The sequence below is a fragment of the Streptomyces sp. NPDC002793 genome, from assembly GCF_040295485.1.
In the GTDB taxonomy this organism is placed as follows: Bacteria; Actinomycetota; Actinomycetes; order Streptomycetales; family Streptomycetaceae; genus Streptomyces.
In genome coordinates this window covers 288,073-313,282 of sequence record NZ_JBEOVL010000001.1, presented here as the reverse complement: position 1 = coordinate 313,282, position 25,210 = coordinate 288,073, and the positions used below count along the sequence as shown (strand labels likewise).

The window sequence follows — 25,210 nt, the reverse complement described above, 5'->3', positions numbered from 1 at the left end:
GTCGCACGGTCCCAGGCTCCCTTCGGTACGAAAACAGGTTGCCGCTCGATAGCGGCCGATGGACACAATGTCTATCGCACGCGCCGCTGTGAATGCCGGTCGGACGACCTTTATGCCGACCTCGGCACCGGTTTTGCGCTTTCAGTGTTTTCGGGGGAATCGAGGGGTTATGTCGTATGTAGAGGTGCCGGGTGCGCAGGTTCCGATCCGCATGTGGGCGGATCCGGCGTCGGTCGAGGACGGCGCGATGCAGCAGCTGCGGAACGTCTCCACGCTGCCCTGGATCAAGGGGCTCGCCGTCATGCCGGACGTCCACTACGGCAAGGGCGCGACCGTGGGTTCGGTGATCGCGATGCACGGCGCGGTCTGTCCTGCCGCGGTGGGTGTGGACATCGGCTGCGGGATGTCGGCAGTGAAGACGTCGCTGACGGCCAACGACCTGCCGGGTGACCTCTCGCGTCTCCGGTCGAAGATCGAGCAGGCGATCCCGGTGGGCCGGGGGATGCACGACGACGTGGTCGACCCGGGGAAACTCCACGGCTTCCCGACCGGCGGCTGGGACGACTTCTGGTCACGGTTCGACGGGATTGCCGAAGCGGTCAAATTCCGTCAGGAACGTGCCACAAAGCAGATGGGAACGCTCGGATCGGGAAATCACATGATCGAATTCTGTCTCGATGAGGCAGGGGTGGTCTGGTTGATGCTCCATTCCGGCTCCCGGAACATCGGCAAGGAGCTGGCCGAACATCACATCGGGATCGCTCAGGGGCTGGCACACAACCAGGGACTGGTCGATCGAGACCTGGCGGTCTTCATCTCGGACACTCCGCAGATGGCCGAGTACCGGAACGACCTGTACTGGGCCCAGGAGTACGCCAAGTACAACCGAGCGATCATGATGGCGCTCTTCAAGGACGTGGTCCGCAAGGAGTTCAAGAAGTCGAAGCCGGTCTTCGAGCGCGAGATCTCCTGCCACCACAACTACGTCGCGGAGGAGCGGTACGGGGGCATGGACCTGCTGGTCACCCGAAAGGGCGCGATCCGGGCAGGGACCGGCGAGTTCGGGATCATCCCGGGTTCCATGGGAACGAGTTCCTACATCGTGAAGGGCCTCGGCAACGAGAAGGCGTTCAACTCGGCCTCCCACGGCGCCGGTCGGAGGATGAGCCGCAACGCGGCCAAGCGCCGTTTCACGACGCGCGACCTGGAGGAGCAGACCCGGGGCGTGGAGTGCCGCAAGGACTCCGGCGTCCTGGATGAGATCCCGGCGGCGTACAGGCCGATCGAGCAGGTCATGGAGCAGCAGCGGGATCTGGTGGAGGTCGTCGCGAAGATCAAGCAGATCGTGTGCGTGAAGGGCTGAGACGGGGCCGGCCGCGATGCCGGCCCCGTCCCGGCCGGGCGCCTCAGAGGGTGCGGTGGACCTTGGAGTTGGAGGCCTGGGCGCGAGGGCGGACCACCAGCAGGTCGATGTTGACGTGGCTGGGGCGGGTGACGGCCCAGGTGATCGTGTCGGCCACGTCGTCGGCGGAGAGCGGGGCGTCGACGCCCGCGTAGACCTTGGCGGCCTTCTCCGTGTCGCCGCGGAAGCGGGTGGTGGCGAACTCCTCGGTCTTGACCATGCCGGGCGCGACCTCGATCACGCGGACCGGCGTGCCGACGATCTCCAGCCGGAGGGTCTCCGCCAGCACGTGCTCGCCGTGCTTGGCCGCGACGTAACCGCCCCCGCCCTCGTAGGTGGAGAGGCCGGCCGTCGAGGAGAGGATCACGATCGTGCCGTCCCCGCTCGCGGTGAGCGCGGGGAGCAGGGCCTGGGTGACGTTGAGCGTGCCGATGACGTTCGTCTCGTACATCTGGCGCCAGTCGGCCGGGTCGCCCGTGGCGACGGGGTCGGCGCCCAGCGCGCCGCCGGCGTTGTTGACCAGGACGGCCAGGGACCGGAACGCGGTGGCGAACTCGTCGACCGCCGCGCGGTCGGTGACGTCCAGGGCGTAGGCCGTCGCCTGGTGGCCCGCCTCGGCGAGCTCGGCGGCCAGCGCCTCGATGCGGTCCTTGCGGCGTGCGGTGAGCACCACGCGGTACCCGGCGGCGGCCAGCTGCCTGGCGGTCGCGGCGCCGATGCCGCTGCTCGCACCGGTGATGACGGCGATGGGGGTGGCGGCCATGCGAACTCCTCGGACAGCTGGTCGGTACGTGGCCAGGATAGGCGCGGGTTCCTGGGCCGGGCTCAGTGGTCGCGCGGGGCGTACATGATCAGCGCCATGCCGGCCAGGCAGATCAGCGCGCCGGTCACGTCCCAGCGGTCCGGCCGGTAGCCGTCGGCGACCACGCCCCAGGCGATCGAGCCGACGACGAACACCCCGCCGTACGCCGCGAGGATGCGGCCGAAGTCGCCGTCCGGCTGGAGGGTGGCCACGAAGCCGTACGCGCCGAGGGCGATGACGCCCGCGCCGATCCAGATCCAGCCGCGGTGCTCGCGCACCCCCTGCCAGACGAGCCAGGCGCCCCCGATCTCGAAGAGCGCGGCGACGACGAAGAGGGCGACGGAACGGGCGACGAACATGGGGCCAGGGTGTCACGCGGGCCGGCGGGACCGGTCCTGCGTGTACGGGCCGGACGGCCTCTCAGGCCGTCGGCGCCTGGCTCCCCGCCCCGCCGAACTCGCGTACGGCCTCCGTCACGACGGCCTCCAGACGGGCGTGATGGGCGCCCCGCCAGTACACCCGGCCGCAGTCGGAGCACTGCGCGAACACGTCGTAGCCCGCCTCCGTGCCCTGCTCCAGGTGGGAGCGCACGGAATCCTTGTCCGCCTCGGCGAGCTGCCCGTTGCAGGCGGTGCAGCGGGTCCACGGCGCGAGCACGGGGGCGAAGCGGCCCAGGACGTCGCGGAGCTGCTCGTCGGGCCGGTCGCTGTAGACGTACGCCCCTGCCCAGATCTCCCTGCGCCTGAGCAGTCCCCGGTCGCGGGAGAGCATGACGCGGCGTTGCTCCGCCGAGAGGGCGGCGAGTGCGGGGTCGCCGATGTCCTCGCTCTCGTACGCGGCGTCCACGCCGAGGAGTCGCAACCGCCGGGCGAGCGTGCCCAGATGGACGTCGAGCAGGAAACGCAGCGGTGCGCCCGGAACCTGCTGGGGGCGTCGCACCGCCTGTACGTCGACCCGTTCGCCCGCGCCGGGGATGTGTGACACGGGCACGGGGCGGCCGTCGACGAGGAGTTGACCGGCCTCGGTGAGCGGGACCCCGAGGGACTCCACGACGTGTCCGAGGGTCGAGGAGCCGTCCGTGGTGACGGCGGTACGTCCGCGGCGGCGGTCGTGGGCGACGAAGAGCCGGAGTTCCGGGGCTACTTCGAGAGTGATCTCGGGTCCGTTCACCTGGTCAGGATGCCATTGCGCGGGTCGCGGCAGCGAGAGGTTTCCCGCCGCGGCGGGCAGGGGGCGGCTCGGAGCCCCGGCCCGGCCCCCTCGGTGCTCCACGCCGGACCGTGCGGGTGCGGCGTGCGGACCGGGGTGGGGCGTGTCAGGGCCACACCAGGCAGTACGCCTGGTGTCCCGCGTCGTGCAGCCGGTGGGAGAAGTCCTGCCACTCGTGGAGCAGTTGGTAGACGTTGTACGCGTCGCGCGGGCCGCCGCGGTCCGGGACGGTGGACCAGATGAAGGCCGCCGCGCCGACCGATTCCTCGCCGACGTCCCGGAGCGGGTCGACCACCGTCATCGGCAGCTTGACCACCGCGTAGTCGGGGTGGAGCACGACGAGCTCCAGCGGAGGGACCTTGTTCAGGGGTATGCCCTGTATGCCGGTGAGGACCATGGCCGCCACCGTCTCGGGCTTGATCTTGCTGAACATGCCGCCCATGCCCAGCTCGTCACCGCCCAGCTCCTCGGGGCGCATGGAAATGGGCACCCGTGCGGCGGTGGCCCCGTCCGGGGCACCGAAGTACTTGTAGGTCACCCCCACCCGTCCACTGCTCCTGCTCCCCGAACCGTCGATACCTCCGGCCGCCGCGTCACGCGCGCGCTCGGCCTCGCGCTCCGCCTTGCGCCGGTGCCGCCCTCGCCGGGCAGGCTCGGGCCCCAGGCCGTCGGTCCCTTCGCCCACTCCGCCACCGCGATGCATATCTCATCCACCCGACTACTTCTTAGGAGACACAGCCCCGCCGCGCAACCCGATCATCGTCAGTGACCTCCCCCACGGGCGTGCGGTGAAACACCTGTCCGCAAGACCGCCGATGCCTCTGACACCATGGCATGTGTGAGCTTTCCCTATGACGCCCCAGTTTTGCAGACGCGAGGAGACTGACGCCCTTTCGTTGTACGAGCCTCATACGGGGAGAGCGCGCTCCCTGCTCACCGGCGGCCGGGAACACCGGTCAGGCCCCCCGAACCTCGAATCGCAGATCAGGACCAAAGTGGCGTATCAATACGAAGCCCCAGTTTCGCAGACGCTTTTCGACCGCGCGTCCCTCGTGACGCCCGGCGGCGTGAACTCCCCCGTGCGTGCCTTCCGGGCCGTGGGCGGTACGCCCCGGTTCATGGTGTCCGGTACGGGTCCGTACCTCACCGACGCCGACGGCCGTGAGTATGTCGACCTCGTGTGTTCGTGGGGGCCGATGATCCTCGGGCACTCGCACCCCGAGGTCATCGCGGCCGTCCAGGAGGCGGTCGCCCGGGGTACCTCGTTCGGTACGCCGGGTGAGGGCGAGGTCGCGCTCGCCGAGGAGGTCGTGGCCCGGATCGAGCCCGTGGAGCAGGTGCGGCTGGTGTCGTCCGGCACCGAGGCGACCATGTCCGCGATCCGGCTCGCCCGTGGTTTCACCGGCCGGGCCAAGGTCGTGAAGTTCGCCGGGTGCTACCACGGCCACGTCGACGCGTTGCTGGCCGCGGCCGGCTCCGGGGTCGCCACCTTCGGTCTGCCCGACACGCCCGGCGTGACCGGTGCCCAGACGGGCGACACGATCGTGCTGCCGTACAACGACCTGGAGGCCGTGCGCGCCGCGTTCGCCGCGCAGCCGGGTGAGATCGCCTGTGTGATCACGGAGGCATCGCCGGGCAACATGGGCGTCGTGCCGCCGCTTGACGGCTTCAACGCCGGGCTGAAGGAGATCTGCGCGGCCGACGGTGCGCTGTACATCTCCGACGAGGTGATGACCGGTTTCCGTACGTCGAAGGCCGGCTGGTTCGGCATCGACGGGGTGCGGCCCGACCTGATGACCTTCGGCAAGGTCATGGGCGGCGGCTTCCCCGCCGCGGCCTTCGGCGGTCGAGCCGACGTGATGGCTCATCTGGCCCCTGTCGGCCCCGTCTACCAGGCCGGCACCCTCTCCGGGAACCCGGTCGCCACCGCCGCGGGCCTGGCCCAGCTGAGGCTGCTCGACGACGCGGCGTACGCGAAGGTCGACGCGGTCTCCGCGGAGCTGCGGTCCCTGGTCGGAGCGGCGTTCACCGAGGCGGGTGTCGCGCACACGGTGTCGGCGGCGAGCAACATGTTCTCCGTCTTCTTCACCGACGAGCCGGTCCGGAACTACGAGGACGCGAAGAAGCAGGAGGCCTTCCGCTTCACCGCCTTCTTCCACTCGATGCTGGAGCAGGGTGTGTATCTGCCGCCGTCGGCCTTCGAGTCCTGGTTCGTCTCCACGGCCCACGACGCGAGGGCCCTGGAGCGGATCGCGGCGGCGCTGCCCGCCGCCGCCCGTGCGGCGGCGGAGGCCACGGCATGAGCGGGCGGGCGGAGAGCGAGCGGACGGGGAAGGACGTCACCGTCGTCCACCTGATGCGCCACGGCGAGGTGCACAACCCGGACGGCGTGCTCTACGGGCGCCGTGCCGGTTACAGCCTGTCCGACCTCGGCCGGCGGATGGCCGACCGGGTCGCCGAGCACCTGGAGAAGCGCGACATCACGCATGTCGTGGCCTCCCCGCTGGAGCGCGCCCAGGAGACGGCCACGCCGATCGCCGCGTCGCACGGACTGGACCTGGCCACCGACGGCCGCCTCATCGAGGCCGCCAACGTCTTCGAGGGCAAGACCTTCGGGGTCGGCGACGGCGCGCTGCGCAGGCCCGAGAACTGGAAGCACCTCACCAACCCCTTCAAGCCCTCCTGGGGCGAGCCGTACATCGAGCAGGTCGTGCGGATGATGGGCGCCCTGGACGCGGCGCGTGACGCCGCGCGCGGGCACGAGGCGGTCTGCGTCAGCCACCAGCTGCCGATCTGGATCGTGCGGAGCTTCGTGGAGCGGCGCAGGCTGTGGCACGACCCGCGCAAGCGGCAGTGCACCCTGGCCTCGCTGACCACCTTCACGTACCGGGGCGACGAGATCGTGTCCGTCGGCTACACCGAGCCCGCCCGGGATCTGGTGCCGGCGCATCTGCTCGCGGGTGCGAAGCCGGTCAAGGGGAAGTCCAAGGCGTTCGGGGCGTAGTGCGCGGCAGGCTCCACCGCCCCGTTGTTCCGCGGGGCGGGTGCGGCGCCTGTACGGGTCTGTTCACGTAACAACTTGTGTGATTATCGGCGGAACCGTCGTGTTGTTTTCCTCATCTAAGCCATCGCCAGTTTGTATGGCATTGAGGTAATACGACAGCAGATGGGGATGCTATGCGTGAAATGAACCGGCGGGGTCTGCTCGGGGCCGGACTCGGAGCCGCAGCCGCACTGTCGATGAGTGGCTGCGGCTCCTCCGGCTCCTCGGGAAGTGCCGGAGCGGATCCCGAGAAGAGCCCCGCGGGCGGTGAAGGGACGCACGGGAACGGCGGGGGAGCTCCCGGAAAACAGGTCAGGCTGATCGGCGACGGATCCACCGCGGACACCGGTAAGCAACCGAATCAGCCCGCCGCCCCCGTTCCGCTCGAACCCGGCCGGACGCCGCCGCAGTTCGTGATCTTTTCCTGGGACGGTGCGGGGGAGGTCGGCAACGGACTCTTCCCGCGCTTTCTGGAACTCGCCGGGGAACACGACGCGGCGATGACGTTCTTCCTCTCCGGGATCTACGTGCTCCCCGAGTCGAAGAAGTCGCTCTACCGCCCGCCGAACAACCCCCGGGGCGCCTCCGACATCGGCTATCTCACCGATGAGCATGTCAAGCAGACCCTGGAGTACGTACGCCAGGCATGGCTCGACGGGCACGAGATCGGCACCCATTTCAACGGGCACTTCTGCGCCGGGTCCGGATCGGTCGGCGAATGGACACCCGCGCAATGGCAGAGCGAGATCGATCAGGCGATCTCGTTCGTCACCGAATGGCGGACGAACACCGGCTGGTCGAACCTCGACCCGCTGCCGTTCGACTACCGCAAGGAACTGGTCGGGGGCCGCACGCCCTGTCTGCTCGGACAGGACAATCTCCTGCCCACCGCGAAGCAGCTCGGCTGGCGCTACGACGCGAGCTCGCCCGGGGGGAGCCAGGTGTGGCCCGAGAAGCGCCAGGGCATCTGGGACCTGCCGTTGCAGGGAATTCCTTTCCCCGGCCACACCTTCGAAGTCCTCTCCATGGACTACAACATCCTCGCCAACCAGTCGAAGAACTCGACCAACGGAATGCCGTCCCGCTATCCGGGGTGGCGCACCCAGGCCACCGAGGCGTACGTCGCCGGATTCGACCGCGCCTACGAGACGAACCGTGCGCCCTTCTACATCGGCAACCACTTCGAGGAGTGGAACGGCGGCATCTACATGGACGCCGTGGAGGACGCGCTCAAACACATCGCGGGCAAACCGGATGTGCGCCTCGTCTCATTCCGGCAGTTCGTCGACTGGCTCGACGTACAGGACCCCGCGGTGCTCGCGAAGCTTCGTACGCTCCAGGTGGGACAGTCTCCCGACGGCGGCTGGAACACCTTCTTCAAGCAGGCCTGACAAGGGGCTTTACGGGCACCCAGGGGGGTGCCCAAGATCCCTGGAACTGCCATGCGAAACTTTTCACATGAGCTCTGGCCGCGCACCCCGACGCCGCTTCACCCTGCTCGCCGCCACAGTCGTGGCCGGTGTCCTGGTCCTGTCCGCATGCAGTGGCGGCACCAAGGCCGGCGGTGGCGGCAACACGAACTTCGTCACCGGCAGCGGTGGCGTCTCCACCGTGGCCAAGGGCGACCGCACCGACGCGCCGAAGCTCGACGGCACGATCCTGAACGGCAAGGCGCTCGACATCACCGACTACAAGGGCAAGGTCGTCGTCCTGAACTTCTGGGGATCCTGGTGCGGCCCCTGCCGCGCCGAGGCCAAGCACTTCCAGAAGGTGTCCCAGGAGACCGCGGACCAGGGGGTCCAGTTCGTCGGGATCAACACCCGCGACCCCCAGAAGTCCCTCGCGGTCAGCTTCGAGGAGGACTTCGGGGTCACCTACCCGAGCATCTACGACCCGACCGGGAAGCTGCTCCTGCGCTTCCCGAAGGGCACGCTGAACCCCCAGGCCATCCCGTCGACCGTGGTCGTGGACCGGGACGGGAAGCTCGCCGCACGCACGCTCGCCGCCCTCGACGCGGAGAAGCTGCGGAAGATGATCGACCCGCTGATCGCGGAGAAGTGACTCCGGTGCTCGAACTGGCCGCGGTCACCGGCGGAAACGAGACGGTCTTCAGCGGGGCCCTCATAGTGGCCCTGCCGATCGCCCTGCTCGGGGGGCTCGTCTCCTTCTTCTCGCCGTGCGTCCTGCCGCTGGTGCCCGGCTACCTCAGCTACGTCACCGGGGTGAGCGGCGCCGACCTCGCCGAGCGGCGGCGGGGCAGGACCGTCGCCGGGGCCTCCCTCTTCGTCCTCGGCTTCACCGTCGTCTTCGTGTCGGGCGGCGCGCTCTTCGGCTTTTTCGGCCAGACGCTCCAGGAGTACAGCGGGACGCTCTCCAGGGTCCTCGGCGTACTGCTGATCCTCATGGGGATCTTCTTCATGGGCCTCATGCCCTGGATGACGCAGCGCGAATTCCGCATCCACAAGCGACCGGTGACCGGGCTGGCCGGCGCACCGCTGCTCGGCGCACTCTTCGGAATCGGCTGGACCCCGTGCCTCGGCCCGACGCTCGCCTCCGTCAACGCGCTCGCGTTCGACCAGGCGACGGCCGGCCGGGGGGCGATCCTGTCCGTGGCGTACTGTCTCGGGCTCGGTGTCCCCTTCGTCCTGGCGGCGATCGCCTTCCGTAAGGCACTCGGCGCGTTCGGCTGGGTCAAGCGGCACTACGCGTGGGTCATGCGGATCGGCGGCGGCATGATGATCGTGACCGGAATTCTCCTGCTGACGGGCGCCTGGGACGTGCTCATCCAGGAGATGCAGGTCTGGTCCAACGGCTTCACTGTGGGGATCTGAGTCTTGATGAGCAACACGAACACCACGGACGAGCGCGACCTCGGCCGGGCGGGGGAGCAGCTCTCCACCGCCCCGCGCGAGGAGTCCGCCGCGTCCGTGCCCGCCATGGGTGTCATCGGCTGGGCCCGCTGGTTCTGGCGGCAGCTCACCTCGATGCGGGTCGCCCTGATCCTGCTCTTCCTGCTGTCGCTCGGTGCCATCCCCGGCTCGCTGATCCCGCAGAACAGCGTGGACGAACTGAAGGTGCAGACCTTCAAGGAAGCCCACACCACCGTCACCCCGATCTACGAGAAGCTGCAGCTCTTCGACGTCTACAGCTCGGTGTGGTTCTCCGCGATCTACATCCTGCTGTTCGTCTCGCTGATCGGCTGCATCGTCCCGCGCACCACGCAGTTCGTCGGACAGCTGCGTGGCCGTCCGCCCGGCGCCCCGAAGAAGCTGACCCGGCTGCCCGCCTACACCACCTGGCGCACCGACGCCGATCCCGAGCAGGTCCGCGAGGCCGCCCTCGGCATCCTGCGCAGGCGGCGCTTCCGCTCGCACGTGGTCGGTGACGCGGTGGCCGCCGAGAAGGGCTATCTGCGCGAGACCGGGAACCTGCTGTTCCACATCGCGCTGATCGTCATGCTGGTCGCGTTCGCGGGGGGGCAGCTCTTCAAGTCCGAGGGCGGCAAGCTGATCGTCGAGGGCGACGGGTTCGCCAACACGATCACCCAGTACGACGACTTCAAGTCCGGCTCGCTCTTCGACAACGACGACCTCACCCCCTTCAGCTTCGACCTGCACGACTTCGTCGGCACGTACGAGCGCAACGGCTCCCAGCGAGGCACCGCCCGGACGTACGAGGCCCGGGTGACGTACTCGGAGGGCGCGGACGGGCCGGTGAAGAAGCAGGTCATCGAGGTCAACAAGCCGCTCGTCGTCGACGGCACGAAGGTCTACCTCAACGCCCACGGCTACGCCCCGGTCATCTCCGTCAAGGACGGCAAGGGCAAGGAGGTCTACCGGTCCTCCGTGCCCCTGCTGCCCATCGACAACAACGTCACCTCGACCGGTGCGATCAAGGTGATGGACGGCTACAAGGACGAGAACGGCACGAAGGACCAGCTGGGCTTCCAGGCCTTCTTCGTCCCGACGTTCGCGGGTGACGGCCAGGGCACGATGTTCTCGCAGTTCCCCGGCCTCGACTACCCGGTGCTCGCGCTCAACGGCTACCACGGCAGCCTGGGCGTCGACTCCGGCCTGCCGCAGAACGTGTACCAGCTCGACACGTCCCAGATGAAGGAATTCAAGGACAGCAACGGGGACCAGCTCAAGAAGCGGCTGCGCCCCGGCGAGACCATGAAGCTCCCCGACGGCGCGGGTTCGATCACCTTCGAGAGCGTCGAGGAGTGGGCCAGCTTCCAGATCACCCGCCAGCCCGCCAGCGGCTGGGCCCTCACCGGTTCCGTCGCCGCCATCGTGGGGCTCGCCGGCTCCCTCTTCATCCAGCGCCGCCGCGTGTGGGTGCGGGCCGTGAAGGGGCCGGACGGGGTCACCGTCGTCGAGATGGCGGGCCTGGGCCGCAGCGAGTCCGCGAAGCTCCCCGAGGAGCTGGGCGATCTCGCGATCGCGCTCCACACCGTGGCGCCCGGCGCGCCCCACCCCGAACCCGACCCCGAACAACCCTCCGCAGAGCCTTCCGAAGGGGCTGAGAAGTGAATCTCGCCGCCGCAACCAACGAGAACCTGGCGAACGCCAGCAACACGCTGATCTATTCGTCGATGGCCGTCTACACCCTGGCCTTCTTCGCGCACATCGCGGAGTGGGTGCTCGGCAGCCGCAGCAAGGTCGGCCGCACCGCCGCCGCGCTGAAGAAGGACTCGGCCACCGGCGGCTCCACGGTGGAGGTGCGGGTCGCGCAGCAGGGCGGCACCGCCGTGCTGGAGCGGCCCAAGGTCATCACCCGGTCCGCCGCCGGCACGCGAGACGTCCCGGACGGACCCGGTGCCGCGGGCGGCACCTTCAAGGGCGACCTGTGGGGGCGGATCGCGGTCTCCCTGACCGTCGTCGCCTTCGCCGTCCAGGCGGCCGGAGTCGTCGCGCGCGCCCTGTCGGTGCAGCGGGCCCCCTGGGGCAACATGTACGAGTTCTCGATCACCTTCTCCACGGTGGCCGTCGGCGCGTACCTGACCCTGCTGGCCCTGCGGAAGAACGTCCGCTGGATCGGTCTGCTGCTGGTCACCACCGTCCTGCTGGACCTCGGTATCGCGACCACCACGCTGTACACCGACAGCGACCAGCTGGTGCCGGCCCTGCATTCGTACTGGCTGTGGATCCACGTCTCCACCGCCATCATCTGCGGTGCGGTCTTCTACCTCGGCGCCGTCGGCACCCTGCTCTACCTGTTCCGCGACAGCTACGAGAACAAGATCGCGAACGGTGGCACGCCCGGGAAGTTCGCCACCTCCGTCCTGGAGCGGCTGCCCGCCGCGAAGACCCTGGACACCTTCTCGTACCGCATCAACGCCGCCGTCTTCCCGCTGTGGACGTTCACGATCATCGCGGGCGCGATCTGGGCGGGCGACGCCTGGGGCCGCTACTGGGGCTGGGACCCCAAGGAGGTCTGGTCCTTCATCACCTGGGTCGCGTACGCCTGCTACCTGCACGCCCGGGCCACGGCCGGCTGGAAGGGGCGCAAGGCGGCCTACCTGGCGCTGATCGCCTTCGGCTGCTGGCTCTTCAACTACTACGGCGTGAACATCTTCGTCACCGGCAAGCACTCCTACGCCGGAGTCTGACGACCGGAACAGCCGAGAGGGCGCGACCGCTTCGATGCGGTCGCGCCCTCTCGGTCTGCGGGCCTCAGCCCAGCGGGGTGTCCAGCACCGCCTTGCGGTGGCTGAACGTCTCCAGGGAGTAGCGGCCGTGGTAGTTGCCCATGCCGCTCTCGCCGACGCCTCCGAACGGGAGGTCCGAGACGGTCAGATGGGCGAGCGGCAGTCCCATGCCCACCCCGCCCGACGAGGTCTCGGACAGCAGTCGTTCCCGTACGGAGGGGTCCTGGGTGAACGCGTACAGGGCCAGCGGCTTGTCACGGTCGTTGATGAAGCCGATGGCCTCGTCGAGTCCGTCCACGGTGAGGATCGGCAGGACGGGGCCGAAGATCTCCTCCCGCATCACGGGGGAGTCCGGGGCCACATCGGTCAGCACGGTCGGAGCGATGTACTTCTCCTCCCGCTCGTGGGTGCCGCCCGTCACCGTGCGGCCGGAGTCCAGGAGGGCCACCAGGCGGTCGAAATGGCGCTCGTTGACGATCCTGCCGTACTCGGGGCTGGTGGAGGCGTCCGGCCCGAAGAGCCCCTCGACCGCCGCGGCGAGGGCGTCGGCCAGGGCGGGGGCGGTCTCCGGGTCGGTCAGGACGTAGTCGGGGGCGACGCACGTCTGGCCGGCGTTGAGGAACTTGCCCGAGGCCAGGCGGGCGGCCACGGTCTTCAGGTCCGTGTCGCGGTCCACGAACGCGGGGGACTTGCCGCCCAGTTCGAGTGTCACCGGCGTGAGGTGCTTCGCCGCGGCGGCCATCACGATCCGGCCGACCGTGCCGTTGCCGGTGTAGAAGATGTGGTCGAAGCGCTCGGCGAGCAGGGCGGTGGTCTCCGGGACCGCGCCCTCCACCACGGCGACGGCGTCCTGGTCCAGGTACTCCGGGAGCAGCCGGGCCACGGCGGCGGAGGTCGCGGGCGCCAGTTCGCTGGGCTTGGCGACGACCGCGTTGCCCGCCGCCAGTGCGCCCACGACGGGGGCGAGCAGCAGCTGCACCGGGTAGTTCCACGGAGCGATGACGAGGACGACCCCGAGCGGGTCCTGCACGGTGTGAGCCGTGGCCCCCTTGAGGACGGCCGGTACGGGGGCGGGTTCGGGCCTCAGCCAGGCTTCCAGGCGCTCCAGGGTGTGGTCGATCTCGCGGACCGTGAAGTCGATCTCGGTCCGGTAGGCCTCCTTGCGGCTCTTGCCGAGGTCGGCGCGGAGCGCCTCGGCCAGCTCGTCGCCGCGCTCGGTGAGCAGGGCGCGCAGCCGCGTCAGCTGGGCGGTGCGCCAGGTGAGGTCCCTGGTGCGGCCGGTGCGGAAGGTGGCGCGGAGCCGGGCGACGACCTCGGCCGGGGTCTCCCGCACGGCCTGGGCGGGGCTCACAGGGCCGCCACGATCTCGCGGGCCAGCTGCTCGGAGGAGGCCGGGTTCTGGCCGGTGTGCAGAGTGCGGTCGTGCACGGTGTGCACCGCCCACGGGTCGGCGGCGGTGTAGTCGGCGCCGAGCTCGACGAGTCGGTTCTCCAGCAGCCAGGGCGCCTTGGCGGCGAGCCCGGCCTGGGTCTCCTCGGCGTTGCTGAAGCCGGTCATGCGGTAGCCGGCGAACGGCCAGCTGCCGTCCTCGCGGCGGGCGGGCAGCAGGGCGGCGGGGGCGTGGCACAGGACGGCCAGGTGGGTGCCGGCGTCCAGGGCCTGGGTGAGCAGCCGGCCGGACACCTCGCTGACGGCCAGGTCCTCCATGGGGCCGTGGCCCCCGGGGTAGAAGACGATGTCGTACGACGTGGGCACGACGTCCTCGAGCCGGGCGGGGATGCGGAGCGTCTCGTCGATCGAGGCGAGGTACGAGGCCACGGCGTCGGCCTGCTCCTGGCCCCCGTTGGCCTCCGCGGCGAGGCTGGCGTTGTCCACGGTGGGGGCGACCCCGCCCGGTGTGGCGACGGTGATGTCGAAGCCGGCCTGGGTGAAGACGCGGTGCGGGGCGGCGAGTTCCTCGGCCCAGAAGCCGGTGGGGTGGGTGGTGCCGTCGTTGAGGGTCCAGTGGTCGGCACCGGTGAGGACGAAGAGTACGGAGGGCATGGGGGGTGCTCCCTACGAGACGCGAGACGTGAGACGCGTGAACATTAAGCTTGATATGCTCAAGCAATACCCTTCATGTAACGGGTAAAAGTTGAGCATGTCAAATAAATGCGGTGCGTGGCGGACAGGGTCCGGACCTCCGGACACCGCTCACGAGTCGAAGGATGACCGACCATGACGACGGAACAGGCACCCCGCGCCGTCCCTACTCCGGACGAACTGCTGGAACCCCTCGCGGTCGTCGTCCGCGGCCACCACGACGACCTCACCGCCGTCGCCGGACGGCACGGTCTCAGCACCTCGCAGGCCCGGGCGCTGATCGCCCTCAACGACCCCATGCCCATGAGCGCGCTGGCCAGTCATCTGGTGTGCGACGCGTCCAACGCCACCGGCCTCATCGGCCGCATGGAGGCCCGGGGTCTGGTGACGCGCACCCCGGCGCCCGGCGACCGCCGCTCCAAGGTGGCCTCCCGCACGGCGGAAGGCACCGAGCTCGCGCATCGCATCCGCGCCGAGATGCGCGTGGTGCACGGCGCGCTCGAGGCCCTCACCCCCGGGGAGCGCACGGCTCTGCTGCCCCTGCTGGACCGGCTGGGACGCCTGCTGTCCTCGTAGCCGTACGGCTCATGGCCGTGCGGCGGGAGTCATGGCGTGGCGGGCGGGGGCGTGTCCTCCGGACCCGTGCCCTTTTCCCGGCGCTTGGTCTCCTCGTCCTTCAGTGACTTCAGGAAGTCCGGATTGTCGTCGGGCGCCACCCAGGTGGTGCGGCGCCTGCGGCCTCCGGCGGCCGCGGTGCGCGTCTTGCCCGCGGCGATCCAGACGATCGGCCCGACGACCCAGAACAGCAGGATGATGAACACCCAGGCGACCTTCGGCAGGTGCTTGACCTCGTTCTCCGGGGTGTTCAGGCAGTCGATGAACGCGAAGATCGTCAGTGCCAGCGGCACGAGAATGATCAGGGCCCTGAGCATGGTGCAAGATCCCCCGAGGTGAGGTGAGGAGGCGCACGGACCGCCCCCGGTGCAGGGCCCAGGGTAGCGGGTGTCCGATACTGGGCTTTATGGCTTACGACGATCTTCGCTCCCTGCTCCGGGCTCTGGAGCGCGAGGGCGATCTCAAGCGCATCAAGGCCGAGGTCGACCCGTATCTGGAGGTCGGCGAGATCGTCGACCGGGTGAACAAGGCAGGTGGCCCCGCGCTGCTCTTCGAGAACGTCAAGGGGGCGTCGATGCCCCTGGCCATGAACGTCTTCGGGACGGACCGGCGGCTGCTCAAGGCACTCGGGCTGAAGTCCTACGCCGACATCAGCGACAAGATCGGCGGTCTCCTCAAGCCGGAGCTGCCGCAGGGCTTCGTCGGGATCCGTGAGGCGTTCGGGAAGCTCGGCTCGGTGACCCATCTGCCGCCGAAGAAGGTGAAGGGCGACAGCGCCCCCGTCCAGGAATCCGTCCTGACCGGCGACGACGTGGACCTGGAGCAGCTGCCCGCGCTCTTCACCTGGCCCGGGGACGGCGGCTCCTTCTTCAATCTGGGCCTCACGCACACCAAGGACCCGGAGACGGGGATCCGCAACCTCGGGCTCTACCGGCTGCAGCGCCACGACAAGCGCACCATCGGCATGCACTGGCAGATCCACAAGGACAGCCGCAACCACTACCAGGTCGCCGCACGGCGCGGGGAGAAGCTGCCCGTCGCCATCGCCTTCGGAGCGCCGCCTGCGGTCACGTACGCCTCCACGGCGCCCCTGCCCGGGGACATCGACGAGTACCTCTTCGCCGGCTTCCTCCAGGGCAAGCGGATCGAGATGGTCGACTGCAAGACCGTCCCGCTCCAGGTCCCCGCGCAGGCGGAGGTGGTCATCGAGGGCTGGCTGGAACCGGGCGAGATGCTCCCCGAGGGCCCCTTCGGCGACCACACCGGCTTCTACACCCCGCAGGAACCGTTCCCCGCACTGAAGATCGACTGCGTGACGATGCGCAGGCGTCCGCTGCTGCAGTCGATCGTGGTGGGCCGGCCGCCCACCGAGGACGGGCCGCTGGGCCGGGCGACCGAGCGGTTCTTCCTGCCGCTGCTCAAGATCATCGTTCCGGACATCGTGGACTACCACCTGCCGGAGGCGGGCGGTTTCCACAACTGCGCGATCGTCTCGATCGACAAGAAGTACCCCAAGCACGCCCAGAAGGTGATGAGCGCCATCTGGGGGGCGCACATGATGTCGCTGACCAAGCTGATCGTGGTCGTGGACGCCGACTGCGATGTCCACAACCTCCACGAGGTGGCCTGGCGGGCGCTCGGCAACACCGACTACGCCCGTGACCTGCTGCTCACCGAAGGCCCGGTCGACCACCTGGACCACGCCTCCTACCAGCAGTTCTGGGGCGGCAAGGCCGGGATCGACGCGACGCGGAAGCTGCCCGAGGAGGGTTACACCCGGGACGGCGGCTGGCCGGAGATGGTCGAGTCCGACGCGGAGACGGCGGCGAAGGTCGACCGACGCTGGAAGGAGTACGGCCTGTGAGCGCCTCCGCCGCGGCTGTGCCGCAGTCGCGCAGCAAGCCCCGGGCGTTCCTGCGGCTGGTGATGATCGAGCACTCGGTCTTCGCGCTGCCCTTCGCCTACATCGCCGCGCTGACCGCGATGTTCCAGCTGGACGGCACCTTCCACTGGGGCACGCTGCTGCTCGTGACCCTCGCGATGGTCGGGCTGCGTACGTTCGCGATGGCCGCCAACCGGATCATCGACCGGGAGATCGACGCCCGCAATCCGCGCACGGAGGGCCGGGAACTGGTGACCGGCGCCGTCACGGTGAAGTCCGCGTGGACCGGTGCGATCGTGGCCCTCGTCGTCTTCCTCGGCGCCGCGGCCCTGCTGAACCCCCTCTGCCTGGTGCTCGCGCCGGTCGCGGTCGTGCCGATGGTCGTCTACCCGTACGGCAAGCGGTTCACGAACTTCCCGCACGCGATCCTGGGCCTCGCGCAGGCCATCGGACCGATCGGCGCCTGGCTGGCTGTGACCGGGAGCTGGTCGTGGGACGCGGTGATCCTGGGGCTGGCCGTCGGGATCTGGATCGGTGGCTTCGACCTGATCTTCGCCTGCCAGGACGTGCGGGCGGACCGGGCCCACGGAGTGCTCTCCTTCCCCGCGCGCTTCGGGATCCCGGCCGCGCTGTGGGGCGCGAGGGTGTGCCATGTCGTGACGACCGGGCTGCTGGTGTGGTTCGGTCTGGCGACGGACGCGGAGATCTTCTACTGGATCGGCATGGCGATCGTCGCCGTGGCCTTCGTCTACGAGCACCGGGTCGTGCGGCCGCACGACCTGTCCCGGCTGAACCGGGCCTTCTTCTCGGTCAACGGCTTCATCGGGATCGCGCTCTTCGCCTGTGCGCTGCTCGACCTCCTGGTGCGGGGCCTCACACCGTGACGTGACCCTTCGGGCGGCGGGGGCGGCGGAAGGCGAACGCCGCCACCACTCCGCCCGTCAGTCCGAAGAGGTGGCCCTGCCAGCTGATGCCGGAGTCCGTCGGCAGCACTCCCCAGAGCAGGGAGCCGTAGACCGCGGCGATGACCACGCCGACCACGATGTCCAGCGGACGCCGGTCCACGAAACCGCGGACCAGCAGATAGCCGAAGAGGCCGAAGACCACACCGGACGCGCCGAGCGTCACCGTGTGCGCCGGGGCGGTGAGCCAGACGCCGAGGCCGGCCGTCACGATCACCACGAGGACCACGGCGGCGAACCTGCGTATCCCACCGAGCGCGGCGATGAAGCCCAGGACCAGCAGCGGGACGCTGTTGGACGCCACATGCTCCCAGCCGCTGTGCAGGAACGCGGACGGCACGACGTCGGCCAGCTCCGCGGGCTCGCGCGGGCTGACGCCGTACGTGTCGAGGGCGTGGCCCGTCGCCGTGTCGACGACTTCCAGCAGCCACAGCAGGGCGATCCAGGCGATCATGACCGCGCCGGCCGTGACGGCCCGTGCGGTGGCGCTCGTGCCTGTCTCCCTCATGGTCACCCCCTGTCCATGGCCGTTCCCCCATCCGTTGCAACGTCCGGAGCCCCTGGCTCAGTTCCAGGAGCAGGGTGCCGGATAGGCTCGGCGGTGTGAAAGCCGGGACTTCGATGAGTCATCAGCAGCGCAGGCCTTGGATTGTCGGGGTATCGGGCGCATCGGGCACACCCTTCGCGGCTTCGGTGCTGCGCGGGCTGCTGGCCGCCGGGGAGAGCGTCGATCTGGTGGTCAGCCGTGCGTCGAGGCTCACACTCCTGGACGAGACGGGAATCGCCTTCCGCGACGCCCACTGGCAGGAGGACCTGCGCACCTGGCTGGCGCGGGGCGCGGACGGGAAGCCGGACACCTTCCGGACGGTCACCTTCCGGACGGACACCCCCGGGACGGACACCCCCGGGACGGACACCTTCCCGGCGGGCACCGGCGACGTACGCCACTGGGCGGCCGGGGACCTGGCGGCCGGGCCGTCCTCGGGGTCGTATCCGGCGAAGGGGATGCTGATCGTCCCGGCGTCCACGGCCTGTGTGGCGGGGGTGGCTCTCGGGCTTTCGAAGGATCTGCTGCAGCGCGCCGCGAGCGTGACGCTCAAGGAGCGGCGGAAGCTGGTCGTGGCCGTGCGCGAGACGCCGCTCAGCGGACAGACCCTGAAGCAGATGGTCGCGCTCGACGAGGCGGGCGCCGTGGTGCTGCCCGCCTCTCCGGCGTTCTACGCGGGGGCGACGCACATCCAGGACCTGGTGGACTTCGTCGCCGGGCGGGTGCTCGACGCGGCGGGAGTGCCGCACCAGCTGTACCGCAGGTGGGAAGGGGAGCTCGGTGGCGCCTCCCGGGGCTGACCCGGTGGGGTCAGCGCTTCTTCCTGTTCACGCGCGGGGTGCGGGTGCGGTCGACCCGGTGGGCGGCGGCGGGCTGATGGGCACGCGAGCGGTTGGCCAGATCCTGCAGCTCGCGCATCCGGGCGTAGGCCATCTCGATCGAGTACACGGTGAAGGTCACTCCTGAAGATTCGAAAGTGTTTCTTGGATGATGGGAAAGATTTACAGGGTCTGACCCTGTCGCGCCTTAGATTCTACACGTAAGCTCGCGGTACTGCTGAACAATGGAAGGTTTCAGTCACATGGACGCGGTGGACAGGCAGCTCATCCAGGCCCTCAGAGAGAACGGCAGGGCTTCGTACGCCGAGCTGGGGCGGCTCGTCGGGCTCTCCGGGCCCAGCGTCACCGACCGCATCAACCGGCTGGAGACCGCCGGGGTCATCACCGGCTACCGCGCGACCGTCGACGCCGCCTCGCTGGGCCTCGGTGTCACCGCGCTGATCGGCATCTCCCTCTCGGACGCGGCCGACCACGAGGACGTGGCGCACCGGCTGAAGGACCTCGCCGAGATCGAGGACTGCTGGTTCATCGCGGGCGACGACTCGTTCATGCTCAAGGTGCGGGTCGGTGACGTGGACGGGCTGGAGCGGACGATCCGCCGCCTCAGCGGCACCAGGGGGGTCTCCCGTACCCGCACGACGGTCGTGCTCTCCACCAAGTGGGAGAACCGGGTCGGAGAGCTTCCCGAGGAGTCGTAGCCGAAGACGGGGGGTGCCCTCGCCCGGAGGGCGGAGGGCGGGAGTACCGTTGGCTCCCGGAATCCGTTACGCAGAGGTAGAGGTAGGAGAGGGGCACTGGTGGACGCGGGACTCAAGCGCGAGCTGGAGGAGAAGGTCCGGGCCGGCGAGCGGCTGACCCGCGAGGACGGGATCGCGCTCTACGAGTCCGACGACCTGGCCTGGCTCGGTGGGCTGGCCCACGAGGTGCGTACGAGGAAGAACGGCGACGTCGTCCACTTCAACGTCAACCGTCACCTCAACATGACCAACGTGTGCACCGCGTCCTGCGCGTACTGCTCGTTCCAGCGCAAGCCGGGCGAGAAGGACGCGTACACGATGCGCATCGAGGAGGCCGTCCGTCTCGCGAAGGCGATGCAGGGCGAGAACCTCACCGAGCTGCACATCGTGAACGGTCTGCACCCGACCCTGCCGTGGCGCTACTACCCCCGCTCGCTCAGCGCGCTCAAGGAAGCCCTGCCGGAGGTGGCGCTCAAGGCGTTCACCGCCACGGAGATCCACCACTTCGAGACGATCTCGGGGCTCTCGGCCTCCGAGATCCTCGACGAGCTGATCGAGGCCGGTCTGGAGTCGCTGACCGGTGGCGGCGCGGAGATCTTCGACTGGGAGGTCCGCCAGCACATCGTCGACCACAACACCCACTGGGAAGACTGGTCGCGCATCCACCGTCTCGCGCACGAGAAGGGTCTGAAGACCCCGGCGACGATGCTGTACGGGCACATCGAGGAGCCCCGTCACCGCGTCGACCACGTGCTGCGGCTGCGGGAGATGCAGGACGAGACCGGCGGCTTCCAGGTCTTCATCCCGCTGCGCTACCAGCACGACTTCGTGGACATGAAGGACGGCAAGGTCCGCAACACCCTCCAGGCGCGGACGTCGATGGCGACCGGCGCCGAGGCTCTCAAGACCTTCGCGGTCTCGCGGCTGCTCTTCGACAACGTCCCGCACGTCAAGGTGTTCTGGGTGATGCACGGCGTGCAGACCGCCCAGCTGGCGCTGCAGCACGGCGCGGACGACATGGACGGCTCCGTCGTCGAATACAAGATCACGCACGACGCCGACGACTACGGCACCCCGAACAAGCTCGGCCGCGAGGACCTGCTGGACCTCATCCGGGACGCGGGCTTCCGGCCCGTGGAGCGCAACACCCGCTACGAGATCCTCCGCGAGTACCCGGGCCCGGAGGCCGACCGGCGCGAGACGCCCCAGCCGATGCGGGTCTGAGGCCTCACGCCCGCCCGGATCCCCGCGCCCGTCGCGGGTGCCCCGGGTGACCCACCGCACCGAAGCCCCGGCCCGCCGTCCAGGCCGGGGCTTCGATGCGTCGTGGACGCCGCTTGAACCATGCCCTTCGTAATAGTTAATCTGCGCGTATGGCGCTTACCTTTGCAGTGGATCCCGCGTTCGACCGAGCCCTGCGGGACGGCATCACCGATCTCTGGGTCGACGTCAGCAACGCCGGCGGGGCCGTCGGCTTCCTGCCGCCCGTCACCGGCGAGGAGGTCAGGGCCGAGCTGGTCAAGCACCTCGCCGGGATGGTGGAAGGCCGCACCCACCTGATCGTCGGCCGGGACGAGGACGGCACCGTGGCCGCCACCGCCTTCCTCACCCACAACACCCACCGGCTGATGCGGCACTGGATCGGCGTCTACACGGTGATGGTCCACCCGCGACACCAGGGCAAGGGCTACGGTCGCGCCCTGATGGAGGCAACGGCCGACGCGGCCAGAGCGCTCGACGGCATCGAGGCCATCCGGCTGACCTGCCGCGGGGGCACCGGAGCCGACCGCTTCTACAGCTCCTGCGGATACAAGGAGGTGGGCCGGGTCCCGGACGCCATCCGGGTCGCCGAGGGCGACGACCGCGACGACGTGATCATGCTGCTCCCGCTCCCCCGGTAGGGGCCCGCCGTCCGGTGACGGACCTGGCACGGCAACCCTGAGAACTGATCGAATTCGGGGCATGCTTCACTGGTCGGGCAGGAACCCCGACTGCACGACCACGGAACGCAGGACGTAGAGAGAAGGCCAGCCGTGTCCGCTGCCAAGCCGAGCGCAACGATCCGGTACACCGCGATGCGCCTGCTGATTTTCGTCGGCTGCTTCTTCGTCGCCGGTGTGGCGGTCCACTTCGGCGTCCTGCCCGCCGGTGTCGGCGGATCCAACGCCGTCTGGGTCATCCTTCTCGGCCTGCTGCTCTCCGCGCCCCTCAGCTTCATCATGCTGCGCAAGCAGCGCGACGAGATGTCCGAACAGCTCGTCTCGACGGTCGACCGGACCAAGGCCAGGCTCGAGGCGAACCGCACCCGCGAGGACAGCGTCACCCGGTAGGGGCCGCGTAAGCTTCCTCACACCCGTACCCCGCACAGACCAGGCCCCGGACCGGAGCAGACGCTCCCGTACCGGGGTTTCGGCGTGTCCGGGGCGCCCGTCGGTCCGGTCGATCGAGAAGCAGACCTTTGAGCTTCTCAAAGGTGCAGTGTTAACGTATTCGACATGACTACAGCAGTGCGCACCCACCACGCCTTGGGCGTCCCGCTCGTGGTGCGCCTGCATGTCGACCTCTGCCGCTGTATGTCCGCGGTCTGTTGCCGCAACGTCTGAACCGGCATCATGCAGCGGCGCCGCCCCTGACGCGGGCGCCGCACCCCCGTCCCCCTGTTCGACCGCACGACCGTACGTATGTCCCCGTGCGTTCCGATGCGTCACATCTGGAGTGTGCCCGTGTCCGCGAATACCGCGCCCGCCGCCGAGACGGAAGCCGGTAAGCCGTCCGGCTCCGGCTTCCGCCTGCCCAGCATCCCGTTCTGGATACAGATAGTCGCCGGTCTGGTCCTCGGTGTCCTGCTCGGCTGGCTCGCCCGCAGCCAGGACGTCAGCTGGCTCGTCACCACCCTCGACAAGGTCGGCGGCATCTTCGTCCAGCTGCTCAAGCTGGCCGTCGCGCCCCTCGTCTTCTTCGCGATCCTGGTGTCGATCACCAATCTGCGCAAGGTCAACAACGCCGCCAGGCTGGCCACCCGCACCCTGCTCTGGTTCATGATCACGTCGCTGATCGCGGTGGCCATCGGTCTCGCGATCGGTCTGGTCACCAACCCGGGCGCCGGCACCGGCCTCACCCCGAAGGACGGCGCCAAGCCCGAGAACGCCGGCTCCTGGCTCGACTTCCTCACGGGCATCATCCCGGAGAACGTGATCACGCCGTTCACCGAGCTGAACGTCCTGCAGATCGTCTTCATGGCCGCTGTCGCCGGCATCGCCGCGCTCCAGCTCGGCGAGAAGGCGAAGCCCATCCTCGCCCTCAGCGAGTCCATCCTGGAGCTCCTCCAGAAGGCCCTGTGGTGGGTGATCCGCCTCGCCCCGCTCGGCACCGTCGGCCTCATCGGCTACGCGATCGCCACGTACGGCTGGGACCTGATCGGCAAGTACGCCACCTTCACCGCGGACGTCTACATCGGTTGCGCCCTGGTGATGTTCGGCGTCTACCCGCTGCTGCTCGTCACGGTCGCCAAGGTCAGCCCGCTGCAGTTCTTCAAGGGCGCCTGGCCCGCGATCCAGCTGGCCTTCGTCTCCCGCTCCTCGGTCGGCACCATGCCGGTCACCCAGCAGGTCACCGAGCGTCTCGGCGTCCCGAAGAACTACGCCAGCTTCGCCGTCCCGTTCGGCGCCACGACGAAGATGGACGGCTGCGCCGCGATCTACCCGGCGCTGGCGGCGATCTTCATCGCGCAGATCTTCGACGTGCAGCTGGGCATCGGGGACTACATCCTGATCGCGTTCGTCTCGGTGATCGGCTCGGCGGCCACCGCCGGCCTCACCGGCGCCACGGTCATGCTGACCCTCACCCTGTCGACGCTGGGCCTCCCGCTGGAGGGCGTGGGCCTGCTGCTCGCCATCGACCCGATCCTGGACATGATGCGCACCGCCACCAACGTGGCCGGTCAGGCGCTGGTCCCGGTGATCGTCTCGGCCCGCGAGAAGATCCTCGACCACGACATGTACAACTCGGCGTCGGCCTCCCCGGTCGAGGAGCCCGAGGCCGAGGTGCGTGAGGTGGAGACGAAGGGCGTCCCCGTCTCGGTGTGACTCTCCCCGCTCGGCAGCGCCCCCGGACTCCGCGTCCGGGGGCGCTGCCGTGTGCCGGGGCCGTCAGGGCCGCTGGAAGACGACCTCGGGGTTTCCGGGGGTGGGGCCGTCCAGCAGCCGCTGGTGCCGGCCGCGCAGGTGCTGGTCGAGGAAGGCGCTGACGTAGTCCCGGGTGATGTCGACCTGTCGAGCGGTGGTGAGCGTGACCGTGGGGTCGAGCGTCACGTCCATCCGGTCCTCCAGGACGGGTACGTCCGTGAAGCTGGAGTGGCCGGAACCCTCCACACCGAGCCAACGCTTCCAGCCGTCCAGCCGCTTCCAGCCCTCGTCCCAGGAGTCGTCCTCGCCGCCGGGGGAGTGGGTGGTGGTGCCCAGCATCATGAAGGGGCGCTCGCCGAGGCCGGATTCGGGGATCCGCTCGAAGAAGGTGCCGTCCATGTTGATCCCGGCGTCGACGCGGGGATCGGCGAGCATCACCGAGGCTGCGCCGCTGCCCCCGATGGAGTGGCCGACGGCGGCGACCTGGCGCCGGTCGATCATGCGGGCGTGTTCCCAGGACGGGCGAGGCCCTGTCAGCCGGTCGAGTACGAAGGAGAGGTCGGCGGCGCGTCCGGTGGAAACGGACTTCAGCACCTTCCGTTCGGCGTCCTCGTCCGGTGCCGCCTCGACCGCGTCACAGGCCGCGCACGGAGGGATCCGCCCGCCGGGGAAGGCCGTCCCCATGGATTCGTAGGCGTGATCGACGCTCGCCACGACGTAGCCACGGCTCGCCAGGTCCTCGGCCAGGGATGTCAGCGTGGCGCGGGGGTTACCGAAGCCGGGGGAGAGCAGTACGAGGGGGAACCGGCCCCGGGCGCCGATCGCGTCCGTGCGGGAGTGGGTGGCGAGGGAGCTGAGCTCGGCCGGTGCGTCGTTTCCCAGTCCGAGGCCCGCCAGCAGGGCCTCGGCTTCGTCCCTGCTCATGTACGGCGCGGAGGGCCCTGGGCCGCCCGCCCGCGCCGGGTGGTGGACCGACACCATCAGCTGGCGGTCCCCGGACTCGGGCACCCAGGGGTCGGTGCGGTCGTGGTCGGTCAGGTGCAGGACCTCGGTGCCGACGGCGTACGGGCCGGTCGGGCGGGGCAGTTCGAGCGTGGCGGCGGGTGCGGCGGACCCGGCGGGCGCGGAGGCGGGTAAGGCCCGGGCGGTGGCGACGGGTGCGGCCAGCAGGGCCATGGCTGCGAGGGTGGCGACGGCTGTCCCTCTGCGGAGTCTCATCGTCATGCCAGGGACACTAGGCCGGGGCCCGTGACGAAGACGTCGGCCCCAGGGCTGATCCTGTGTGAGACCTGGGCTGTACGGGCGTACACGGAAGC

Annotated in this window: 27 protein-coding genes; 17 read left to right on the top strand and 10 right to left on the bottom strand. The window is 69.5% G+C overall.

All coding sequences use genetic code 11. The annotated features are described in order from the left end of the window. Positions 1-169 precede the first annotated feature (169 nt). Positions 170-1,363, top strand: a complete 1,194-nt coding sequence (locus tag ABT001_RS01430; RefSeq protein ID WP_351270573.1) for an RtcB family protein — start codon at positions 170-172, stop codon at positions 1,361-1,363. 43 nt (positions 1,364-1,406) lie between these two features. Here ABT001_RS01430 and ABT001_RS01425 read toward each other — a convergent pair whose 3' ends face one another. From ABT001_RS01425 to ABT001_RS01410, 4 genes are all read right to left on the bottom strand, one after another. After that, positions 1,407-2,165 carry an SDR family NAD(P)-dependent oxidoreductase gene (locus ABT001_RS01425; RefSeq protein WP_351270570.1) on the bottom strand — a complete coding sequence of 253 codons (759 nt, stop codon included), beginning with the start codon at positions 2,163-2,165 and terminating at the stop codon, positions 1,407-1,409. 62 nt (positions 2,166-2,227) lie between these two features. Beyond that, positions 2,228-2,563, bottom strand: a complete 336-nt coding sequence (locus ABT001_RS01420) for a YnfA family protein (protein WP_351270568.1) — start codon at positions 2,561-2,563, stop codon at positions 2,228-2,230. A gap of 61 nt (positions 2,564-2,624) precedes the next feature. Further along, positions 2,625-3,374 (bottom strand): Mut7-C RNAse domain-containing protein, encoded by a 750-nt coding sequence (locus ABT001_RS01415; protein ID WP_351270565.1) that lies wholly within the window; start codon positions 3,372-3,374, stop codon positions 2,625-2,627. 145 nt (positions 3,375-3,519) lie between these two features. Beyond that, complete coding sequence (locus ABT001_RS01410) at positions 3,520-4,116, bottom strand: hypothetical protein (protein ID WP_351270563.1); 597 nt, start codon at positions 4,114-4,116, stop codon at positions 3,520-3,522. A gap of 292 nt (positions 4,117-4,408) precedes the next feature. Between ABT001_RS01410 and hemL the strand changes: the two genes are divergently transcribed. The 7 genes from hemL to ccsB all read left to right on the top strand — a co-directional run bounded on the left by hemL (position 4,409) and on the right by ccsB (position 12,067). Further along, positions 4,409-5,716 carry a glutamate-1-semialdehyde 2,1-aminomutase gene (hemL, locus tag ABT001_RS01405; RefSeq protein ID WP_351270560.1) on the top strand — a complete coding sequence of 436 codons (1,308 nt, stop codon included), beginning with the start codon at positions 4,409-4,411 and terminating at the stop codon, positions 5,714-5,716. Next, on the top strand, positions 5,713-6,417 hold the full coding sequence (locus tag ABT001_RS01400) for a histidine phosphatase family protein (protein WP_351270557.1): 705 nt from the start codon (positions 5,713-5,715) through the stop codon (positions 6,415-6,417). The genes hemL and ABT001_RS01400 overlap by 4 nt, the downstream gene beginning before the upstream one ends. A 173-nt stretch (positions 6,418-6,590) precedes the next feature. Next, the gene (locus ABT001_RS01395; protein WP_351270554.1) at positions 6,591-7,847 is read left to right on the top strand and encodes a polysaccharide deacetylase family protein; all 1,257 of its coding nucleotides are present in this window, start codon (positions 6,591-6,593) and stop codon (positions 7,845-7,847) included. A 67-nt stretch (positions 7,848-7,914) separates the two neighbouring features. Continuing rightward, positions 7,915-8,517, top strand: coding sequence for a TlpA family protein disulfide reductase (locus tag ABT001_RS01390; protein WP_351270551.1), 603 nt, complete (start codon positions 7,915-7,917; stop codon positions 8,515-8,517). Continuing rightward, positions 8,514-9,287: a cytochrome c biogenesis CcdA family protein gene (locus ABT001_RS01385; protein WP_351270549.1), complete on the top strand. Its 774-nt coding sequence runs from the start codon at positions 8,514-8,516 to the stop codon at positions 9,285-9,287. Before ABT001_RS01390 ends, ABT001_RS01385 begins: the two co-directional genes overlap by 4 nt. 6 nt (positions 9,288-9,293) lie before the next feature. Beyond that, the gene (gene resB / locus ABT001_RS01380; protein WP_351270546.1) at positions 9,294-10,988 is read left to right on the top strand and encodes a cytochrome c biogenesis protein ResB; all 1,695 of its coding nucleotides are present in this window, start codon (positions 9,294-9,296) and stop codon (positions 10,986-10,988) included. Next, the gene (ccsB, locus tag ABT001_RS01375) at positions 10,985-12,067 is read left to right on the top strand and encodes a c-type cytochrome biogenesis protein CcsB (RefSeq protein WP_351270543.1); all 1,083 of its coding nucleotides are present in this window, start codon (positions 10,985-10,987) and stop codon (positions 12,065-12,067) included. Before resB ends, ccsB begins: the two co-directional genes overlap by 4 nt. A gap of 64 nt (positions 12,068-12,131) precedes the next feature. On the opposite strand, the gene ABT001_RS01370 is transcribed toward ccsB, so the two are convergent. Both ABT001_RS01370 and ABT001_RS01365 read right to left on the bottom strand, forming a co-directional pair. After that, complete coding sequence (locus ABT001_RS01370) at positions 12,132-13,457, bottom strand: aldehyde dehydrogenase family protein (protein ID WP_351270541.1); 1,326 nt, start codon at positions 13,455-13,457, stop codon at positions 12,132-12,134. Then, positions 13,454-14,149, bottom strand: coding sequence for a type 1 glutamine amidotransferase domain-containing protein (locus tag ABT001_RS01365; protein WP_351270538.1), 696 nt, complete (start codon positions 14,147-14,149; stop codon positions 13,454-13,456). The genes ABT001_RS01370 and ABT001_RS01365 overlap by 4 nt, the downstream gene beginning before the upstream one ends. A gap of 174 nt (positions 14,150-14,323) precedes the next feature. Between ABT001_RS01365 and ABT001_RS01360 the strand changes: the two genes are divergently transcribed. Further along, the gene (locus tag ABT001_RS01360) at positions 14,324-14,764 is read left to right on the top strand and encodes a MarR family winged helix-turn-helix transcriptional regulator (RefSeq protein WP_351270535.1); all 441 of its coding nucleotides are present in this window, start codon (positions 14,324-14,326) and stop codon (positions 14,762-14,764) included. 29 nt (positions 14,765-14,793) lie between these two features. Here ABT001_RS01360 and ABT001_RS01355 read toward each other — a convergent pair whose 3' ends face one another. Continuing rightward, on the bottom strand, positions 14,794-15,120 hold the full coding sequence (locus tag ABT001_RS01355) for a PLD nuclease N-terminal domain-containing protein (protein ID WP_351270532.1): 327 nt from the start codon (positions 15,118-15,120) through the stop codon (positions 14,794-14,796). Positions 15,121-15,209: 89 nt separating this feature from the next. Between ABT001_RS01355 and ABT001_RS01350 the strand changes: the two genes are divergently transcribed. Together ABT001_RS01350 and mqnP are read left to right on the top strand one after the other, a co-directional pair. Next, complete coding sequence (locus ABT001_RS01350; RefSeq protein WP_351270529.1) at positions 15,210-16,667, top strand: menaquinone biosynthesis decarboxylase; 1,458 nt, start codon at positions 15,210-15,212, stop codon at positions 16,665-16,667. After that, positions 16,664-17,569 (top strand): menaquinone biosynthesis prenyltransferase MqnP, encoded by a 906-nt coding sequence (gene mqnP / locus ABT001_RS01345; RefSeq protein ID WP_351270527.1) that lies wholly within the window; start codon positions 16,664-16,666, stop codon positions 17,567-17,569. The genes ABT001_RS01350 and mqnP overlap by 4 nt, the downstream gene beginning before the upstream one ends. On the opposite strand, the gene ABT001_RS01340 is transcribed toward mqnP, so the two are convergent. Beyond that, the gene (locus tag ABT001_RS01340) at positions 17,559-18,155 is read right to left on the bottom strand and encodes a rhomboid family intramembrane serine protease (protein ID WP_351270524.1); all 597 of its coding nucleotides are present in this window, start codon (positions 18,153-18,155) and stop codon (positions 17,559-17,561) included. The two genes, mqnP and ABT001_RS01340, sit on opposite strands and share 11 nt — an antisense overlap. A gap of 113 nt (positions 18,156-18,268) precedes the next feature. Between ABT001_RS01340 and ABT001_RS01335 the strand changes: the two genes are divergently transcribed. Next, a complete protein-coding gene (locus tag ABT001_RS01335) occupies positions 18,269-18,994 on the top strand; it encodes a UbiX family flavin prenyltransferase (RefSeq protein WP_351270744.1) in 726 nt (241 codons plus the stop codon). 10 nt (positions 18,995-19,004) lie between these two features. Here the strand turns inward: ABT001_RS01335 and ABT001_RS01330 are convergent, their stop codons facing one another. Further along, positions 19,005-19,154: a hypothetical protein gene (locus tag ABT001_RS01330; RefSeq protein ID WP_157841704.1), complete on the bottom strand. Its 150-nt coding sequence runs from the start codon at positions 19,152-19,154 to the stop codon at positions 19,005-19,007. Positions 19,155-19,275: 121 nt separating this feature from the next. Between ABT001_RS01330 and ABT001_RS01325 the strand changes: the two genes are divergently transcribed. The 5 genes from ABT001_RS01325 (at position 19,276) to ABT001_RS01305 (ending at position 23,855) form a co-directional block, all read left to right on the top strand. Then, a complete protein-coding gene (locus ABT001_RS01325) occupies positions 19,276-19,731 on the top strand; it encodes an Lrp/AsnC family transcriptional regulator (protein WP_150489233.1) in 456 nt (151 codons plus the stop codon). A gap of 99 nt (positions 19,732-19,830) precedes the next feature. Beyond that, a complete protein-coding gene (mqnE, locus tag ABT001_RS01320) occupies positions 19,831-20,994 on the top strand; it encodes an aminofutalosine synthase MqnE (RefSeq protein WP_351270521.1) in 1,164 nt (387 codons plus the stop codon). A 149-nt stretch (positions 20,995-21,143) separates the two neighbouring features. Further along, a complete protein-coding gene (locus tag ABT001_RS01315; protein WP_351270519.1) occupies positions 21,144-21,671 on the top strand; it encodes a GNAT family N-acetyltransferase in 528 nt (175 codons plus the stop codon). Positions 21,672-21,803: 132 nt separating this feature from the next. Further along, positions 21,804-22,100 (top strand): DUF4229 domain-containing protein, encoded by a 297-nt coding sequence (locus tag ABT001_RS01310; protein ID WP_351270516.1) that lies wholly within the window; start codon positions 21,804-21,806, stop codon positions 22,098-22,100. Between the two features lie 393 nt (positions 22,101-22,493). Next, positions 22,494-23,855 carry a dicarboxylate/amino acid:cation symporter gene (locus ABT001_RS01305; protein ID WP_351270513.1) on the top strand — a complete coding sequence of 454 codons (1,362 nt, stop codon included), beginning with the start codon at positions 22,494-22,496 and terminating at the stop codon, positions 23,853-23,855. Positions 23,856-23,918: 63 nt separating this feature from the next. Here ABT001_RS01305 and ABT001_RS01300 read toward each other — a convergent pair whose 3' ends face one another. Next, positions 23,919-25,118: an alpha/beta hydrolase family protein gene (locus tag ABT001_RS01300; RefSeq protein ID WP_502967394.1), complete on the bottom strand. Its 1,200-nt coding sequence runs from the start codon at positions 25,116-25,118 to the stop codon at positions 23,919-23,921. Positions 25,119-25,210: the final 92 nt, after the last annotated feature.

Excerpts from the sequence above, each read along its gene's own strand:
- ABT001_RS01430 (WP_351270573.1), top strand. The coding sequence starts at position 170 with ATGTCGTATGTAGAGGTGCCGGGTGCGCAGGTTCCGATCCGCATGTGG.
- ABT001_RS01425 (WP_351270570.1), bottom strand. The coding sequence starts at position 2,165 with ATGGCCGCCACCCCCATCGCCGTCATCACCGGTGCGAGCAGCGGCATC.
- ABT001_RS01420 (WP_351270568.1), bottom strand. The coding sequence starts at position 2,563 with ATGTTCGTCGCCCGTTCCGTCGCCCTCTTCGTCGTCGCCGCGCTCTTC.
- ABT001_RS01410 (WP_351270563.1), bottom strand. The coding sequence starts at position 4,116 with ATGCATCGCGGTGGCGGAGTGGGCGAAGGGACCGACGGCCTGGGGCCC.
- ABT001_RS01400 (WP_351270557.1), top strand. The coding sequence starts at position 5,713 with ATGAGCGGGCGGGCGGAGAGCGAGCGGACGGGGAAGGACGTCACCGTC.
- ABT001_RS01395 (WP_351270554.1), top strand. The coding sequence starts at position 6,591 with ATGCGTGAAATGAACCGGCGGGGTCTGCTCGGGGCCGGACTCGGAGCC.
- ABT001_RS01390 (WP_351270551.1), top strand. The coding sequence starts at position 7,915 with ATGAGCTCTGGCCGCGCACCCCGACGCCGCTTCACCCTGCTCGCCGCC.
- resB (WP_351270546.1), top strand. The coding sequence starts at position 9,294 with ATGAGCAACACGAACACCACGGACGAGCGCGACCTCGGCCGGGCGGGG.
- ABT001_RS01365 (WP_351270538.1), bottom strand. The coding sequence starts at position 14,149 with ATGCCCTCCGTACTCTTCGTCCTCACCGGTGCCGACCACTGGACCCTC.
- ABT001_RS01360 (WP_351270535.1), top strand. The coding sequence starts at position 14,324 with ATGACGACGGAACAGGCACCCCGCGCCGTCCCTACTCCGGACGAACTG.
- ABT001_RS01355 (WP_351270532.1), bottom strand. The coding sequence starts at position 15,120 with ATGCTCAGGGCCCTGATCATTCTCGTGCCGCTGGCACTGACGATCTTC.
- ABT001_RS01350 (WP_351270529.1), top strand. The coding sequence starts at position 15,210 with ATGGCTTACGACGATCTTCGCTCCCTGCTCCGGGCTCTGGAGCGCGAG.
- ABT001_RS01340 (WP_351270524.1), bottom strand. The coding sequence starts at position 18,155 with ATGAGGGAGACAGGCACGAGCGCCACCGCACGGGCCGTCACGGCCGGC.
- ABT001_RS01335 (WP_351270744.1), top strand. The coding sequence starts at position 18,269 with ATGAGTCATCAGCAGCGCAGGCCTTGGATTGTCGGGGTATCGGGCGCA.
- ABT001_RS01325 (WP_150489233.1), top strand. The coding sequence starts at position 19,276 with ATGGACGCGGTGGACAGGCAGCTCATCCAGGCCCTCAGAGAGAACGGC.
- ABT001_RS01315 (WP_351270519.1), top strand. The coding sequence starts at position 21,144 with ATGGCGCTTACCTTTGCAGTGGATCCCGCGTTCGACCGAGCCCTGCGG.
- ABT001_RS01300 (WP_502967394.1), bottom strand. The coding sequence starts at position 25,118 with ATGACGATGAGACTCCGCAGAGGGACAGCCGTCGCCACCCTCGCAGCC.